The sequence below is a fragment of the Nodosilinea sp. FACHB-141 genome, from assembly GCF_014696135.1.
Lineage (GTDB): Bacteria > Cyanobacteriota > Cyanobacteriia > Phormidesmidales > Phormidesmidaceae > Nodosilinea.
Genome location: NZ_JACJPP010000007.1, coordinates 239,728 through 253,773, shown reverse-complemented (window position 1 = coordinate 253,773; position 14,046 = coordinate 239,728). Strand labels below are relative to the sequence as shown.

Genomic DNA, 14,046 nt, shown 5'->3' with positions numbered 1-14,046 from the left:
GGCTTTTTAGTCTTGCTGGAGGGGGAGTGCCGGGGTGGCCTTTTCCTGATTGGAGGCAGCTTCCGCAGGAACATTGCCCTGGGCCTCTAATTCAGAGACAGTGGACACTTTGCCATTGCCTAAATGAGCTGATTCAACGCTGGCACTCTCTTCGACGCGCTTCGAAAAGCCCCAGGCAAACACGAGGGCAATCACCAGCACCATCGTCCACTCTGGGGGTACTAAATTGGAGTCAATCACCCGCACCAGCAGACGAACGCCCACAAAGGCCACGGTGATAAAGCCCGCGTCTTCTAAATGTTCAAACTCCTCGAGCCAGCGAATGAACAGCCCTGCCATAAACCGCAGGGTGATGATGCCGATGGTGCCGCCCAGCAAAATTACCACTACATCCTTGGATAAAGCCAGGGCGGTAGTGACGCTATCGAGTGAAAAGGCTAGATCGGTGAAGGCAATCACCGGAATCGCCTGCAGAACAGTGGCAAATCTCGGGGCATGGTGCTGGTCTGCGTCGTCGGTTGCAGCGGTGAAGTGCTTGTACACGAGCCACAGCAGGTAGGCCGCTCCCATCACTTCAAACTGCCAGAACTGAAGCACCCAACCCGCCGTCAAAATTAGCCCAACCCGCAAAACGAAAGCGATCAGCAACCCAAAGTTGAGCGCCCGGCGCTGCATGGTTTCACTCTCTAAGCCTTGAGCGATCGCCGCTAGGGCGATCGCGTTGTCGGCCGACAGCACCGCTTCCAGGGCAATCAGCACCGGCAGCAGCAGTAGGGTATCGACCCCAAAGTTATTAGAGATATCGAGTAATCGGTCTAGCATTAGCTCAGTTCAGCCGCCTAGAGTAGCAATTAAAATATTCAGGGTATAAGCACCGGCTTGTCAGCCGGCCTGACCCATGGTCGCACGCCATTGAGGGAAGTCCCTCGCCGCCCTCAAGCAGGCCAGCGTCACAATGGCTTCAGTCTAACGTGCCCTACTTCCTTAGAATAGTACGGTTACCATCCACCCGCAGGGGAGACCGACTGAGTGCTAAGTTCACTGCTGACGCAATTTCGCCACCAGTATCCCCAGGGCAGCCTGACGTCAGATTTGCTCACCATTCACGACGGAATCTACGTTGTGCGGGTCTACGCTGGAGTAGACAACCTAATTCTGGCCAGCGGGCTGGGGGCAAACACTGCCCTAGAGATGGCCGAAGATATAGCCACTACCCGCGCCCTAGAGCGCCTGGGCTTAACGGTTGAACTGCCCAACCTACCCCTTCCTATAGAGGTCGATAGGGTTGAGGCGCCTGAACCAGCGATCGCCAATCTCAGTCAGGGCTTAGCCAACCTAGAGGCGATCGCCCCTCCGGAACAGCCCAAGGTTGAGCCCCTGCCAACAACTCATCCAGAACTCGCCCCACCGCCGCTCAGCCTAGTTCCCCCCGTTTTAGACCAGGGAAATATCCCAGAGCAACCGGCTACTGAGCTGCCCCTAGCGACCGTGGCAACTCCAGCCCTGCCCCCCCAGATCACTCTGTTCCAGGCAGATCTGCCCGATACCATCGAGGCCCCGGCTAACGAGGTTGTGGATCTGGGCGCAGAACCGGCAGCGGTCGATTTATCGGACATCATTGCCCAAACCGACGTAGAGCTCCAGCGGTTAGGCTGGAGCGTTGCCCAGGGGCGTGAGTTTTTGAAGAAGACCTACGGCAAGTTATCGCGCCACGACCTCACCGACGACGAACTGCTGGAGTTCTTGCTGTTCTTAGAAACCCAATCCCCGCAGGGCAGAGCCTAACTTCCAAGGCATCAAGCCCTGGAAGTTAGAAGGTTTTACATCGCTGTAAGGGGGCGAGAACCAACGGAGGTGCGATCGATCACCTGGTCAATGAGACCGTACTCGACAGCTTCTTGAGGGCTCATAAAGAAGTCGCGCTCGGTGTCTTGGGCGATTTTATCGATGGGCTGACCAGTATTTTTGGCGATCGCATCGTTCAGCTGCTTCTTCAGGTAAAGAATTTCCTTCGCCTGAATCTCAATATCGGTAGCCTGGCCCTGAGCACCACCTAAGGGCTGGTGGATCATAATGCGGGAGTTAGGCAGACTCATGCGCTTGCCCTTTTCGCCTGCGGTGAGCAAAAACGCCCCCATGCTAGCCGCCAGGCCCACGCAAATGGTGCAGATCTGGGGCCGAATATGGTTCATCGTGTCGTAGATGCCCAGGCCCGCCGACACCGACCCACCAGGAGAGTTGATGTAGAGATAGATATCTTTGTCGGGGTCTTCGGCCTCAAGAAACAGCATCTGGGCCACAATCAGGTTGGCCGAGTCGGCGGTAACTTCTTGGCCGAGGAAGATAATACGCTCTCGCAAAAGCCGGGAATAAATGTCAAACGCGCGCTCGCCACGCCCGGATTGCTCAATAACGGTTGGGATCATCGTGATAAGCCACTTCGTACGGGTTTACCTGATTCTAGCGAGTTGTGTTGCTCAGAGGGGCGGCAGATTGGAGGGATAGCCGAATCAGGGTTTGTTATCCTGACAACCATATCCCTTTCCAGGCACAGCCATGGCCGTTAGCGTTGATCGAATTTTGCGGTGGAAGCAAACGGGCACACCCGCCCAACCCATTACCGTACTCACTGCCTGGGATGTGATGTCGGGGCAAATTGTTGACCAGGCCGGGGCCGACATTGTACTGGTGGGCGATTCGTTGGCGATGGTCGCATTAGGCTACGACACTACCCTACCGCTAACCACAGAGGACATGCTGATCTGCGCCAAGGCGGTGCGGCGGGGGGTTAAAAATGCACTGCTGGTGGTCGATCTACCCTTTCTCAGCTATCAGACCAGCGTTGAAGACGCCATTCGCGCCGCAGGGCAAATGCTCAAGGAGGCTGGAGCCCAGGCAGTCAAATTGGAGGGCGGCCACGAAGGTATGGTTGAAACCGTGCGCCGACTGGTGCAGTGGGGTATTCCGATAATGGGGCACGTGGGGCTAACGCCCCAATCAATCAACCAATTTGGCGGTTTTCGCAAGCAGGGCAAAACCGAGGCCGAGGCCGATCGCATCCTGGCAGAGGCCAAAGCCCTAGAGCAGGCCGGAGCGTTTTCCATCGTTTTAGAGCACATTCCTGTAGAGCTAGCTCGCGATATCACCAAGGCGCTGCGCATTCCCACCATTGGCATTGGCGCGGGGGTGCACTGCGATGGCCAGGTGCTAGTCACCGCTGACGTTCTTGGACTTTCGGCTTGGCAGCCACCCTTTGCCAAGGTCTACGCCAATCTCAGACAGCAGGCCGTTGAAGCTGCCCAGCAGTTTTGTACGGAGGTGCGATCGGGTCAGTACCCGGCGTGAGATCTGGGGCCCTACAAATTCCTGCCAAAGCATTACGACAGTACCCCCTATACAATATCGGGGCAGTCCCCTGCGTGAAATTCCGTTAAGCTAGAAACGCTGGCAACTGGCACAGAGACGATTTATTACGGTTGATACCCTCGCTATGACCACAACTCTTCAATTTAAGTACGACGTTAAGGATATTTCCCTGGCGGCCCAGGGCAAACAGCGGATTGAGTGGGCCGGGCGCGAGATGCCCGTGCTGCGCCAGATTCAAGACCGCTTTGCCCAGGAAAAGCCCCTGGCAGGCATTCGCATTTCGGCCTGCTGCCACGTCACTACTGAGACAGCTCATTTGGCGATCGCCCTCAAAGCCGGCGGTGCCGACGCTGTGCTCATTGCCAGTAACCCCCTCTCAACTCAAGATGATGTTGCTGCCAGCCTAGTAGTTGACTACGGCATTCCCGTGTTTGCCCTGCGCGGTGAAGACAGCGCCACCTACCACCGCCACGTCGAGACCGCCCTCGACCACCGCCCCAACATCATCATCGACGACGGCAGCGACGTGGTCGCCACCCTAGTCAAAGAGCGTCAGGCACAGCTTTCCGACATCATCGGCACCACTGAAGAAACCACCACCGGCATCGTGCGCCTGCGGGCCATGTTCAAGGATGGGGTGCTCAGCTTCCCCGCTATGAATGTCAACGACGCCGACACCAAGCACTTCTTCGACAACCGCTACGGCACTGGCCAATCGACCCTCGACGGCATTATCCGCGCCACCAATGTACTGCTGGCCGGTAAGACTGTGGTTGTGGCTGGCTACGGCTGGTGCGGCAAAGGCACTGCCATGCGGGCTAAGGGTATGGGGGCTAACGTCATCGTCACCGAAATTGACCCGGTGCGGGCGATCGAGGCTGTCATGGACGGCTTCCGGGTGATGCCCATGGCTGAGGCTGCTACCGTAGGCGATCTGTTTATTACCGTCACCGGCAACAAGCATGTCATTCGTCGCGAGCACTTTGACACGATGAAAGATGGTGCCATGGTGTGCAACTCCGGCCACTTCGATATCGAGATTGACTTGGAATCTCTGGGCGCAATGGCTAGCGAAGTCAAGCAGGTGCGCAACTTTACCCAGCAGTACATGCTCACCAGCGGCAAGTCGGTGATTGTGCTAGGCGAAGGCCGCTTGGTCAACCTGGCCGCCGCCGAAGGCCACCCCAGCGCGGTCATGGATATGAGCTTTGCCAACCAGGCTATGGCCTGCGAATACTTGGTGAAAAACCGGGGCTCCCTCGAACCCGGTCTGCACTCCATCCCCGTTGAGGTAGATAAGGAGATTGCTCGCCTGAAGCTGGTTGCCATGGGTATCGAAGTCGATAGCCTGACCCCCGAGCAAGAGATCTACATCAATTCTTGGACTGTTGGCACCTAATACGAAATCCGCCCTGAGAAACCCCGGTTCAAAATAGGGATCTCGTAGGGGCATTGCAGTGCAATTCCCCTACAAACCGGGTGTAACCAAACAGGATTTGGTATAAGCCATCGTCTCCCTAACTAAAGCCCCAGGACGCTGCGAGCATCCTGGGGCTTTTCCATTAAATAACCCCCGATGCCGAGGCACCGGGGGCTGCTTAGAATAGGGAGTTAGTTATAGTGCGAAGCTCGTCTTATCTGTACTTAGAATGCCTCAAGGGCACGGCTGAGTCATCCCTTGCACCCGCATCTTCATGGCAGGTTGTTTGAGGGGCAGCCGCCCTCAAGAGTTTTGCGAACTGTGACGCCTGTCACTTACAAGGCTCTGCAAGCAAGTGTTATGAGGGTCGGCTGGCTATGAGAATATCCCAACGGCTAAGCAAACGGGGAAACATCTAGGACGAAGCCCGGCAGCACGGACTCTCCAGAGAGCTGAGTAGGTAGCGATCGCACCTCCGCTTCCTGCCCAGGTCGATAGATTTCCACCTGCTGATCCTTTGGATTAATCAGCCAGCCCAGACGAACACCGCTAGCCATGTATTCCTGCATCTTCTCACGCAGAGTCGCCAGGTTATCGGTGCTCGATCGCACTTCCATTACAAAGTCAGGCGCAATGGGAGGAAATCTACGCCGCTGCTCTGGGGTCAGCGCCTCCCAACGGGATAGCTCTACCCAGGCAGCGTCGGGCGATCGCTTGCTGCCCACGGGTAGCTGAAAAACGGTGGACGAGCTAAAGACTTTGCCAAGCTGGGTTTGCTTATTCCAGAGATACAGTTCACCACCAACCTCCATTTCTTGATTGCCGTTCTCACCGCCAACAGGGGGCATAACGATCAACACTCCTTGGGCATTTTGCTCGATCGCCATCTCCGGGTTGTGAATGCAGAGTTGGTAAAACTGCTCATCGGTAAAATGAACAGCCTCAAGGTTGAGTTCAAGGGGCAAATCCAGGGTGGTCATAGGATGCTCCGAAGGGACTGGGCAATCTCTAACTGACGGCGGTGTCTCTTAATAGTAGCGCTCGTCTATTTTGTAGAAATCGTCAAAAACCGTTGCAGGCGAACAACTTCACTGAGTGAACTGTCTAAACTGTTCACTAACTTGCGTCATCGGTATTGACTCTGCACGCGATTCATCGCCGATTTCAGCTTAATCTGCTTAGCTTTATCCTCCGGTTAAACCATGAGCTATAGCTTTGACATCATTGGCATTGCCCCAGTACTGCAATTCTTCAACCACCAGCAGCAGGTGGAGGCGCGGCGCGATCGCAGCCAGGCCTTCCTCGGCAGCTATTGCTGCACCCTTGATGCCTTTATTGACGCCACCGAGGCCGTGCACCGCAAGCCCGATTGGGATTGGGATGCGATCGTCAGCACCATTGTCGCCTTCTGGCTGAGTCAAGAGCACGACGTGCGCCACTGGAAACAGCAGTTCGCCGCCGCCCAGGGTGACCAAAATCTAATTGTGGCCCGTGTGGTCAACTACGATAGTCTGCGCCACGAGTTTGAAACCCTCTTCGAAGACTAGCGCTAGGGCTAAGATGCGAAGAACATGCCAGAATAAAGGCTGAATTCAACATTCAGTATTCCATAGGTTCCGTTGATCAGGCTTCTGGCTAAAATTCGCGATATCTTCCTGCACTGGTGGGGCGACTTCACCCTCCAAACCCGGCTGATGGCTGGGGCAACGCTGGTGGTGTCAATGATTACGAGTGCCCTTACCTTCTGGGCCGTCAACACCATTCAGATGGATGCCCGCCTCAACGACACCCGTTTTGCCCGAGATCTGGGCCTACTGTTAGCCGCCAACGTCGCCCCTCTGGTCAAAGAAGCCGATCGCACTGAGCTGGCCCGCTTCTCCTACAGCTTTTACCAAAGCACTTCTAGCGTGCGCTACATGCTGTACGCCGACGAGAATGGCGACATTTTCTTCGGCATCCCTTTTTCCGAAGCAGCGGTCCAAAACTCTCTCACGCTGCGGCGGCGAATGCAGCTGCCTGAGGGCTATGCCCAAAATACCGATCGCCCCCTGGTGCGCCAGCACCTTACCCCAGCTGGTGAAGTCACCGACGTCTTTGTGCCCCTCAACTACAACGGCATTCACCTGGGCGTCTTGGCCATGGGCATCAACCCCAACCCCACGGTGGTCGCCTCCTCGCACCTGACGCGCGATGTCACCATTGCGGTGTTTGTCTCCATCTGGGTGATGGTGATTTTAGGGGCTGTGTTCAACGCTCTCACCATCACTCAGCCGATCAAAGAGCTCTCGCTGGGGGTGAAAAACATTGCCGATGGCAACTTTAGGCAGCGTATCGACCTGCCTTTGGGGGGCGAACTCGGTGAGCTGATCTACAGCTTCAATGACATGGCCGAGCGCCTAGAAAGCTACGAAGAACAAAACATTGAAGAGCTTACCGCCGAAAAAGCCAAGCTCGAAACCCTAGTTTCTACCATCGCTGACGGGGCTATTTTGCTCGACAGCGACATGCATGCCGTGCTGGTCAACCCCACCGCCCGCCGTATCTTTGGCTGGGATGATCAGATTTTGGACGGGAAAAACATCTTGGAGCATTTCCCTAACGCCGTACGAGTGCAGCTAACCCGGCCGCTGTTTCAGGCTGTCAAAGGCGACTCAGAGGCGATGGAATTTCGGGTGCCGATCACCGAGCCCAGCCATCGCACCCTGCGGATCTTGCTCAACACCGTGCTTGACCAGGCTAAAGAGAACGTCAAAGGCTTGGCCATCACCGTGCAGGACATTACCCGTGAGGTGGCCCTCAACGAGGCCAAGGCCCAATTCATCAGCAATGTCTCCCACGAGCTGCGCACGCCGCTGTTTAACATCAAGTCGTTCATTGAAACCCTGCACGAGTACGGCGAAGACCTCAGCGACGGCGAACGCAAGGAATTCCTCGAAACCGCTAACCACGAAACCGATCGCCTCACCCGCCTGGTCAACGATGTGCTCGACCTGTCGCGTCTCGAGTCGAGCCGCCAGTACCAGCTCGACGCGGTGGATATCATTCAGCCGATTGAGCAGACCCTGCGCACCCACCGCCTCAATGCCCGCGACAAGAAGATCGAGCTATTACAGGATGTGGAGCCCAACCTGCCTCCGGTGATCGGCAACTACGACCTGCTGCTCCAGGTGTTTAGCAACCTGGTGGGCAATGCCCTCAAGTTTACTGAGTCGGGTGGCCAGGTGATGCTGCGGGCCCACCAGATTGTGCCCCCTGGCGACGACCCCAACGAGGGCGGCTACATTCGCATTGAGATCTCTGACACCGGCATTGGCATTGCCCCCGAAGACCAGCAGGCCATTTTCGATCGCTTCTTCCGCGTTGAGAACCGTGTCCACACCCTGGAGGGCACCGGCCTGGGCCTCTCCATTGTCAAAAACATTATTGAAAAGCACAGCAGCCAGGTACACCTGGTCAGCGAAGTGGGCATCGGCACCACCTTCTGGTTTGATGTGGCCGCCTACCAACCTGAGGTGCTCACGGTGTCAGCCAAAGACAGCACCCATCACGCAGCGGACAGCAAGGATCTGGCAATCGCCGCCGTCAGCCCTGCAACTCCCAGTGCGTCACTGATTGCTCCCCAAGCTGACCAAAGCTAGCTTTGGTCTACACCTCAGCGCTGATCGGTAGCCAGGGCTGTAGCTGCTCAAACAGGTGTTGAACCAAAGCCAGATCCTTAACGCCGGGATGCTGTTCAACGCCGCTGGAGAGGTCTATGCCGTCGGGGTTGAGGGTTGCAAGAGCCGTTGGGATATTCTCAGGAGTTAGCCCGCCGGCCAGCATCCAAGGGCAGGCGGGCTTAAACGACACCAGAGCATCCCAATCGAGCGTCAGGCCGGTGCCGCCGAGCTGTTGGGGGTGGTAGGCGTCGAGCAGCAGCGCATCAACGTAGGGAGCGTAGGTTTCGGCCCGCAGTAGGTCGGCGGCGGTGCGCACTCGAATAGCTTTGATCAGAAAGATACCGGGTAGCTCGGCCAATAGCTGCTGGCAATGCTCAGGGGTTTCCTGGCCGTGCAGCTGAATGTGGCTGAGGTTAGCCCGACGAACAATGGCAACCATCTCCGCTAGGGAGGCATCGGCAAAGACTCCCACGGTTTTAGTCACTACCCCAGCAGCATCTAAGGCCTCGGTGATCTCGGCAAGGGCAGCAGGAGTGAGGTAGCGGGGCGACTGGGGCACGCAGATAAAGCCCAGGTGGGTGGCACCGTGGCGGGCGATCGCGATCGCCTGCTCAGTCTGGGTAATGCCACAAATCTTGACCCGCATGTTAACTCTGTTGAACATTCCGTTAGGTGGGTGTCGCCGGATTTTTATAATCCAACAATGGCTGAATGCCTAAATTAAGCGCTTAGCGATCGCCTGAGATTCTGTTTCTTTAAGACTCGATTTAATTTTCAAGACTCAATTTCGATTCTCAAGACCTAATTTTAGACCTCTAGCGGAGAAATAACATTGCTGTTTTCTACCCTGCTTGCTGCCTACACCGTGCCCACCACCCCCGAGTGGTCGTATAAAGTGGCGCTGATTATGATTACCTGCAACCTGTTTGTGCTAGCCATTGGCAAGTATGCCATCCGTCGGCCTGGGGCCGGGCCAGCGCTGCCCGTGGGCTTGCCAATGTTGTTTGAAGGCTTTGGCCTGCCTGAGCTGTTGGCGATCGCTAGCTTTGGCCACATTCTCGGCGCTGGCATGATTTTGGGGCTGGGCAACGCCGGGCTGCTCTAGCTGCCACCCACGCCTTGGACCAACGACTTTCTAGGGCGATTGATAGAATAGAACCAGACCCCAGACCCAAGTGCCCTAGTTTTGCTAGTCACTTTTGGGTCTGGGTTGGTATTAGACAGCATTCATAGGAGCTAGGCAATGCAATCCAACTGGCGCGTTGGGGCCATTTTAGGAATTCCCCTATTTGTCGATAGCTCCTGGTTCATCATTTTGCTGCTGGTGACCGTGTCCTATGGGTTAGAACCCAGCTGGCACTCGGCCTGGGGCAACCTGGCTTGGGCGATGGGCTTTGGCCTGGCGCTGCTGCTGTTTGCTTCGGTGCTGCTGCACGAGCTGGGCCACAGCCTTGCCGCTAAGGGACAGGGCATTGCAGTCAACTCCATTACGCTGTTTTTGTTTGGCGGCATTGCCTCCATCGATAAAGAGTCGAAAACGCCGGAAGACGCGCTCAAGGTGGCGATCGCCGGCCCGTTGGTCAGCTTTGGGCTGTTCTTGCTGCTCACCGGTATTTCCCAAATTCCATCGCTACCGACCCCAGTGGGCGTGATCACCGGCAGCGTGGCTCAGATCAACCTGGTGCTGACGCTGTTCAATATGATTCCCGGCCTGCCACTCGACGGGGGCCAGGTGCTCAAAGCCGTGGTGTGGAAGGTGACCGACAGCCGCATCAAGGGCATTCGCTGGGCGGCGCGCTCCGGTCAGCTCTTGGGCTGGCTGGCAATTACCTTTGGACTGGTCATGGCCCTGTTCTATCAGGCGTTCTCTGGCTTTTGGATTGCCGCGATCGGCTGGTTTGCCCTGCGCAATGCCGCTGCCTATAACCAGGTGACCAATCTGCAAGAGGCCATGCTGGCCCTTACCGCTGCCGACGCTATGGCCCGCGACTTTAAGGTCGTTGATGCTGGCATGTCGCTGCGACAGTTTGCCGACACCTATTTACTTGAAGAGAACCGCCCCCCGGCCTACTTTGCGGCCTCTGAAGGGCGCTATCGGGGCTTGGTCACGGTTGAAGATATGCGGGCGATCGAGCGTAGCCAGTGGGAAACCTTGCCCCTAAGCCACATCGCCAAGCCGCTGCTGAGTATTCCTTCGGTGCGCGAGGGTACGCCGCTGACCGAGGCCATCGACCAGCTCGAAGACTTGCAGCTGCCTCGGCTCACGGTGCTCACTCCCGCTGATGCCGTGGCCGGCACGATCGATCGCGGCGACGTGGTGCGCGCGATCGCAGATCGCCTTGGCCTGCGAGTCTCTCCTGCCATGATTCAGCGCATCAAAGAAGAAGGCCAGTACCCCCCAGGGTTACAGCTATCCTCGATCGCAAAATCAGTGATTGAAGAGGCGCGGGCCTAGGGCTGCAAGATCTAGGGTGTAAGGCTTAGGACTGCTCTTACACACTAGACCTCACACCTTATACCCCTCTAGCTCATGCCAAATTCGGAGACTAGCGCCTCGTCGGAATCGTCGGCGATGGTAGCCACAATGGTCATCAGGCGAGAGATTTCGGCGGGGGAAATGTCCTTCAGAATACGGCTTGAGATCACCAGCACCTGATTACCCGAGATGCCGAAGCGAGCTTCGAGGGTTTCGTTGCAGTTCTTCTCAAGCAGCAGCTTCATCATACGAGGCTCGTCTTTGGCAGGCAGCACGAGTACGGGGGACCATACGGTTAGCGTATCGGTCTCAGTTTCGCCAGTTAGCTGCGCGTACACATCGACACTGCCATATTTGAATCGCCACAGATGGCCCTCATCGGTTTGGCTAACCATAGCCCCATCCCCTTGATCCAAAGAGGCAATTACTGCCTCAATGGTGTCCACGTAGGACACAATATCCAACCCATCCTCAGCGGGTGGGGGGGAACAGGATAGATCCATATCTATTGCGTCGTCAGCCATAACAGACCCTTAGTAGCTATTGATCAACAATTCAATTGTGCGGCCGATCTGCGGTGAGGGGCGTAGTTCCTCAACTGTCAAAGCGACCGGCGGTCAACAACCGTCAAAACGTTGCGGCGATGGTCAGAGACCGGCTCGGGGCCATCGCTGCGCCTCCCCAACTGTAGCCCCTTGCGCTATCGCTGACTATCCCCCAATCGACTTTCTCGCGGCTTAACGGCAGCTGTAGACCAAGCGCAGATTACTTGAGTAAATCGCCCTCGCTAGCCCGAGCAGCCCTACCACCTTACCGCTGGAGTGATATTAAATAATTGTGGCTGCCCAACGCGTCATCCAGAGGCGGGAGATTTGTAGCCATTGCCAGGTGGTTGGGACGTTTTGCATAACTCCTTAGAGCGATGACTATATGCCGGTGCACTGCCCAAGTTTTTCCGCGGTATGACTCGTGTTTTAAGCGCAGTACCCAACGCTATACCCGATTCACCCCGTCGTTTCGACTTCCTGGAACTGGTCCTCTAGGGTGTCGAAGCTGTAGTCGCGCACCTTGGGCATCTCGACCGGCACCTCAAACCCCGTAACGGTGCAGGCCTGGCGGCGCTCGGGCCGCGACGAATAGCGGCAGAGGTGTTCGATAAAGTGGAACACCACTTTGGGGTCAGACCACTTCATCTCGGCCCGCTGCTTGAGAATAATCAGCGCCTCTTTGTCGCTCATCGAGCTACGCCAGCCCTTGCGCTGACGGCACGACACCCAGGCGTTGAGCACCTGAAAAATTCGGGCTAGATGATTGTGAGGAATGGCTCGCAGGTGGTACTCATCGAGAACGTCGGCGACCTCCTGGAGGCCAGCATCTTTGGCCAGCTGGGCGCTGGCGTTAAACAGCACCTCCATCTGGACGATGGCTTCACGATGGTCTCGGTACTCTTGTCTGAGGTGATGGTCTTCGAGGTAGATGGCCCCTAGATTTTTGAAGTGGGCAGCCAGAAAGAGGGTCTTTTTGTCGCGATCGCCCAAGCCGGCAATGGTGCCATAGGCGAGGCACAGATCGGCCAAAAAAATGGATTCTTCGAACAGCAAAGGCTGCCTGCGCTTGAGCAGACTGCGCAGCAGTTTAATAAAGCTGTGGAAGCTTGGGTAGCTCATGGGTAAATGGTTCCCTGAAACAGCTGGCGGCAAACAGAAAGTTCACCACTAGATGAAGTGTTGTGGACTACGCAGACCAACCGTAGACTATCAACCGGTTAGATGTTAAACATCGCCAAACTGACCGATCTCTCTACATCTGGCTGCACCCAATCTCTATGGCCGAATCAGCAGAGCCAGGGCGGTATTTTCAGGGAACACCCCAAGTCTAAGTCAAAACTATGGGGCCGAGACGCCCTTGACCAGGTCTTCAAACACTAGCGAGCTGCCCCTCAGACTTAAGGGGCGGGCAGATTTAATGAGGTCAACCAGTCGGCTAACCCGTTCAAAATCAGCTGTACCCCAATGGCCATGACAAATAGGCCCAGCAGGCGGCTCATCGCCTGAATGCCGCTCGCCCCCAAGGCTTTTAGCAGCAGCGTAGACGATCGCAGCGACAGAAAAATTACGACACCGATCAGCCCGATCGCGACGGCGATCGCCAGCATATTGATCGCGGTGGAAACGGATAGATCGCTGCCCGCCTGAGCGGCTAGGCCAAGGGTGACAGCGATCGCCCCCGGCCCCCCCAGCAGCGGAATGGTCATGGGCATGAACGAAATATCTTTGTGCTCGCCAATGCGATAGACAGCATCCTGATTGTCCACCTCGTTGAGCTTGGGGTCAGAGTTCATCGCCTTCCAAGCCGCATGGAACACCACAATACCTCCGGCGATGCGCACCACCGCCAGGGACACGCCAAAAAACCGCAGCACGCTGCCCCCAACCAGGAGGGTACTGATCAGCAGCAGAACGACATTGCGGGCAATATTCAGGGCGTACTGGTTGCGCAGCGCGGCGGGCACCCCAGTAGTCAGCACTAAGAAGATCGGCACCGACCCAATTGGGTCTACCACCGGAAACAGAGCCGCAATGCCGCCCACCGTAAAGTCAAGAAAGCTTCGCACCGCTGTTTAGCCTGAGAAAACCTGGTTTTACTCTACGGCTATTTTTCTTCTCGTAGCGGTGGCTGGGCTACAGACAACTAGACTATTTCCAAGCGCGGTTTTCTAGATCTCTGACCTGGCGCTCTAGGCGATCGAGCCGTCCGCGCAGCTCGTCCATTTCAGCCTGACGGGGTACACCCAGGTCTTGCAGCGTATTGCGAAACAGCCGCTGAAACTGCTCTTCGAGCGCGCCGTTGCCCTCGTTGAGCTGGGCCATCACCTCATCCATCAGAGTACGGGCCTGCTCAGGGTTAAACTTGCCCTCGCGCACCCACTCCTCGCTGACCTGCTTGACCCGCTCAGCGACCAGAGAGGTGGTGCCCACGCCAATCATCAGCAACTGGCGTAAAAGGTTGTTGGTATCCATTAAAATCTCCTTGCTATTTGCGGGGCGCGATCGATGGCGGCATCAGGCGATCGATCCAGGGGTTTTACCAAGGCTTAGGGCACTTAGAGCCATGCCTTGAACCTT

15 protein-coding genes are annotated in these 14,046 nt (G+C 56.4%); 7 read left to right on the top strand and 8 right to left on the bottom strand.

What is annotated here, in order from left to right; translation table 11 throughout:
- Positions 1–6 precede the first annotated feature (6 nt).
- Positions 7–822 (bottom strand): TerC family protein, encoded by an 816-nt coding sequence (locus H6F59_RS04560; RefSeq protein ID WP_190695692.1) that lies wholly within the window; start codon positions 820–822, stop codon positions 7–9.
- Positions 823–1,029: 207 nt separating this feature from the next.
- On the opposite strand from H6F59_RS04560, the gene H6F59_RS04555 reads away from it, so the two are divergent.
- A complete protein-coding gene (locus H6F59_RS04555) occupies positions 1,030–1,785 on the top strand; it encodes a hypothetical protein (protein ID WP_190695690.1) in 756 nt (251 codons plus the stop codon).
- A gap of 35 nt (positions 1,786–1,820) precedes the next feature.
- Here H6F59_RS04555 and clpP read toward each other — a convergent pair whose 3' ends face one another.
- Positions 1,821–2,426 carry an ATP-dependent Clp endopeptidase proteolytic subunit ClpP gene (gene clpP, locus H6F59_RS04550; protein ID WP_190521926.1) on the bottom strand — a complete coding sequence of 202 codons (606 nt, stop codon included), beginning with the start codon at positions 2,424–2,426 and terminating at the stop codon, positions 1,821–1,823.
- Positions 2,427–2,556: 130 nt separating this feature from the next.
- Here clpP and panB point away from each other — a divergent pair, with 130 nt between their 5' ends.
- Positions 2,557–3,345 carry a 3-methyl-2-oxobutanoate hydroxymethyltransferase gene (panB, locus tag H6F59_RS04545; protein WP_190695687.1) on the top strand — a complete coding sequence of 263 codons (789 nt, stop codon included), beginning with the start codon at positions 2,557–2,559 and terminating at the stop codon, positions 3,343–3,345.
- Between the two features lie 145 nt (positions 3,346–3,490).
- Positions 3,491–4,765, top strand: coding sequence for an adenosylhomocysteinase (gene ahcY / locus H6F59_RS04540; RefSeq protein ID WP_190521922.1), 1,275 nt, complete (start codon positions 3,491–3,493; stop codon positions 4,763–4,765).
- Positions 4,766–5,181: 416 nt separating this feature from the next.
- On the opposite strand, the gene H6F59_RS04535 is transcribed toward ahcY, so the two are convergent.
- On the bottom strand, positions 5,182–5,766 hold the full coding sequence (locus H6F59_RS04535) for a Uma2 family endonuclease (RefSeq protein ID WP_190695684.1): 585 nt from the start codon (positions 5,764–5,766) through the stop codon (positions 5,182–5,184).
- Positions 5,767–5,988: 222 nt separating this feature from the next.
- On the opposite strand from H6F59_RS04535, the gene H6F59_RS04530 reads away from it, so the two are divergent.
- Positions 5,989–6,333, top strand: a complete 345-nt coding sequence (locus H6F59_RS04530) for a hypothetical protein (RefSeq protein WP_190695681.1) — start codon at positions 5,989–5,991, stop codon at positions 6,331–6,333.
- A gap of 72 nt (positions 6,334–6,405) precedes the next feature.
- Positions 6,406–8,424 (top strand): two-component system sensor histidine kinase NblS, encoded by a 2,019-nt coding sequence (gene nblS, locus H6F59_RS04525; protein WP_190695679.1) that lies wholly within the window; start codon positions 6,406–6,408, stop codon positions 8,422–8,424.
- 7 nt (positions 8,425–8,431) lie between these two features.
- Here nblS and H6F59_RS04520 read toward each other — a convergent pair whose 3' ends face one another.
- Positions 8,432–9,091: a phosphoribosylanthranilate isomerase gene (locus H6F59_RS04520; protein WP_190697161.1), complete on the bottom strand. Its 660-nt coding sequence runs from the start codon at positions 9,089–9,091 to the stop codon at positions 8,432–8,434.
- 186 nt (positions 9,092–9,277) lie between these two features.
- On the opposite strand from H6F59_RS04520, the gene psaK reads away from it, so the two are divergent.
- Entirely contained in the window at positions 9,278–9,550 is a 273-nt protein-coding gene (psaK, locus tag H6F59_RS04515; protein WP_190521911.1) for a photosystem I reaction center subunit PsaK, read from the top strand.
- A 138-nt stretch (positions 9,551–9,688) separates the two neighbouring features.
- Positions 9,689–10,900, top strand: coding sequence for a site-2 protease family protein (locus H6F59_RS04510; protein ID WP_190695677.1), 1,212 nt, complete (start codon positions 9,689–9,691; stop codon positions 10,898–10,900).
- A gap of 68 nt (positions 10,901–10,968) precedes the next feature.
- Here the strand turns inward: H6F59_RS04510 and H6F59_RS04505 are convergent, their stop codons facing one another.
- From H6F59_RS04505 to H6F59_RS04490, 4 genes are all read right to left on the bottom strand, one after another.
- A complete protein-coding gene (locus H6F59_RS04505) occupies positions 10,969–11,445 on the bottom strand; it encodes a YbjN domain-containing protein (RefSeq protein WP_190521906.1) in 477 nt (158 codons plus the stop codon).
- A gap of 480 nt (positions 11,446–11,925) precedes the next feature.
- Positions 11,926–12,588, bottom strand: a complete 663-nt coding sequence (locus H6F59_RS04500) for a hypothetical protein (RefSeq protein WP_190521904.1) — start codon at positions 12,586–12,588, stop codon at positions 11,926–11,928.
- 278 nt (positions 12,589–12,866) lie between these two features.
- Positions 12,867–13,535, bottom strand: a complete 669-nt coding sequence (locus tag H6F59_RS04495) for a MarC family protein (RefSeq protein ID WP_190695674.1) — start codon at positions 13,533–13,535, stop codon at positions 12,867–12,869.
- An 82-nt stretch (positions 13,536–13,617) separates the two neighbouring features.
- Positions 13,618–13,941 (bottom strand): phasin family protein, encoded by a 324-nt coding sequence (locus tag H6F59_RS04490; protein WP_073608028.1) that lies wholly within the window; start codon positions 13,939–13,941, stop codon positions 13,618–13,620.
- Positions 13,942–14,046 lie beyond the last annotated feature (105 nt).

Bases quoted from the DNA above. Each gene is read 5' to 3' on its own strand.
- panB (WP_190695687.1), top strand. From the start codon at position 2,557: ATGGCCGTTAGCGTTGATCGAATTTTGCGGTGGAAGCAAACGGGCACA.
- H6F59_RS04505 (WP_190521906.1), bottom strand. From the start codon at position 11,445: ATGGCTGACGACGCAATAGATATGGATCTATCCTGTTCCCCCCCACCC.
- clpP (WP_190521926.1), bottom strand. From the start codon at position 2,426: ATGATCCCAACCGTTATTGAGCAATCCGGGCGTGGCGAGCGCGCGTTT.
- ahcY (WP_190521922.1), top strand. From the start codon at position 3,491: ATGACCACAACTCTTCAATTTAAGTACGACGTTAAGGATATTTCCCTG.
- H6F59_RS04560 (WP_190695692.1), bottom strand. From the start codon at position 822: ATGCTAGACCGATTACTCGATATCTCTAATAACTTTGGGGTCGATACC.
- H6F59_RS04500 (WP_190521904.1), bottom strand. From the start codon at position 12,588: ATGAGCTACCCAAGCTTCCACAGCTTTATTAAACTGCTGCGCAGTCTG.
- H6F59_RS04510 (WP_190695677.1), top strand. From the start codon at position 9,689: ATGCAATCCAACTGGCGCGTTGGGGCCATTTTAGGAATTCCCCTATTT.
- H6F59_RS04490 (WP_073608028.1), bottom strand. From the start codon at position 13,941: ATGGATACCAACAACCTTTTACGCCAGTTGCTGATGATTGGCGTGGGC.
- H6F59_RS04535 (WP_190695684.1), bottom strand. From the start codon at position 5,766: ATGACCACCCTGGATTTGCCCCTTGAACTCAACCTTGAGGCTGTTCAT.
- H6F59_RS04530 (WP_190695681.1), top strand. From the start codon at position 5,989: ATGAGCTATAGCTTTGACATCATTGGCATTGCCCCAGTACTGCAATTC.
- H6F59_RS04520 (WP_190697161.1), bottom strand. From the start codon at position 9,091: ATGCGGGTCAAGATTTGTGGCATTACCCAGACTGAGCAGGCGATCGCG.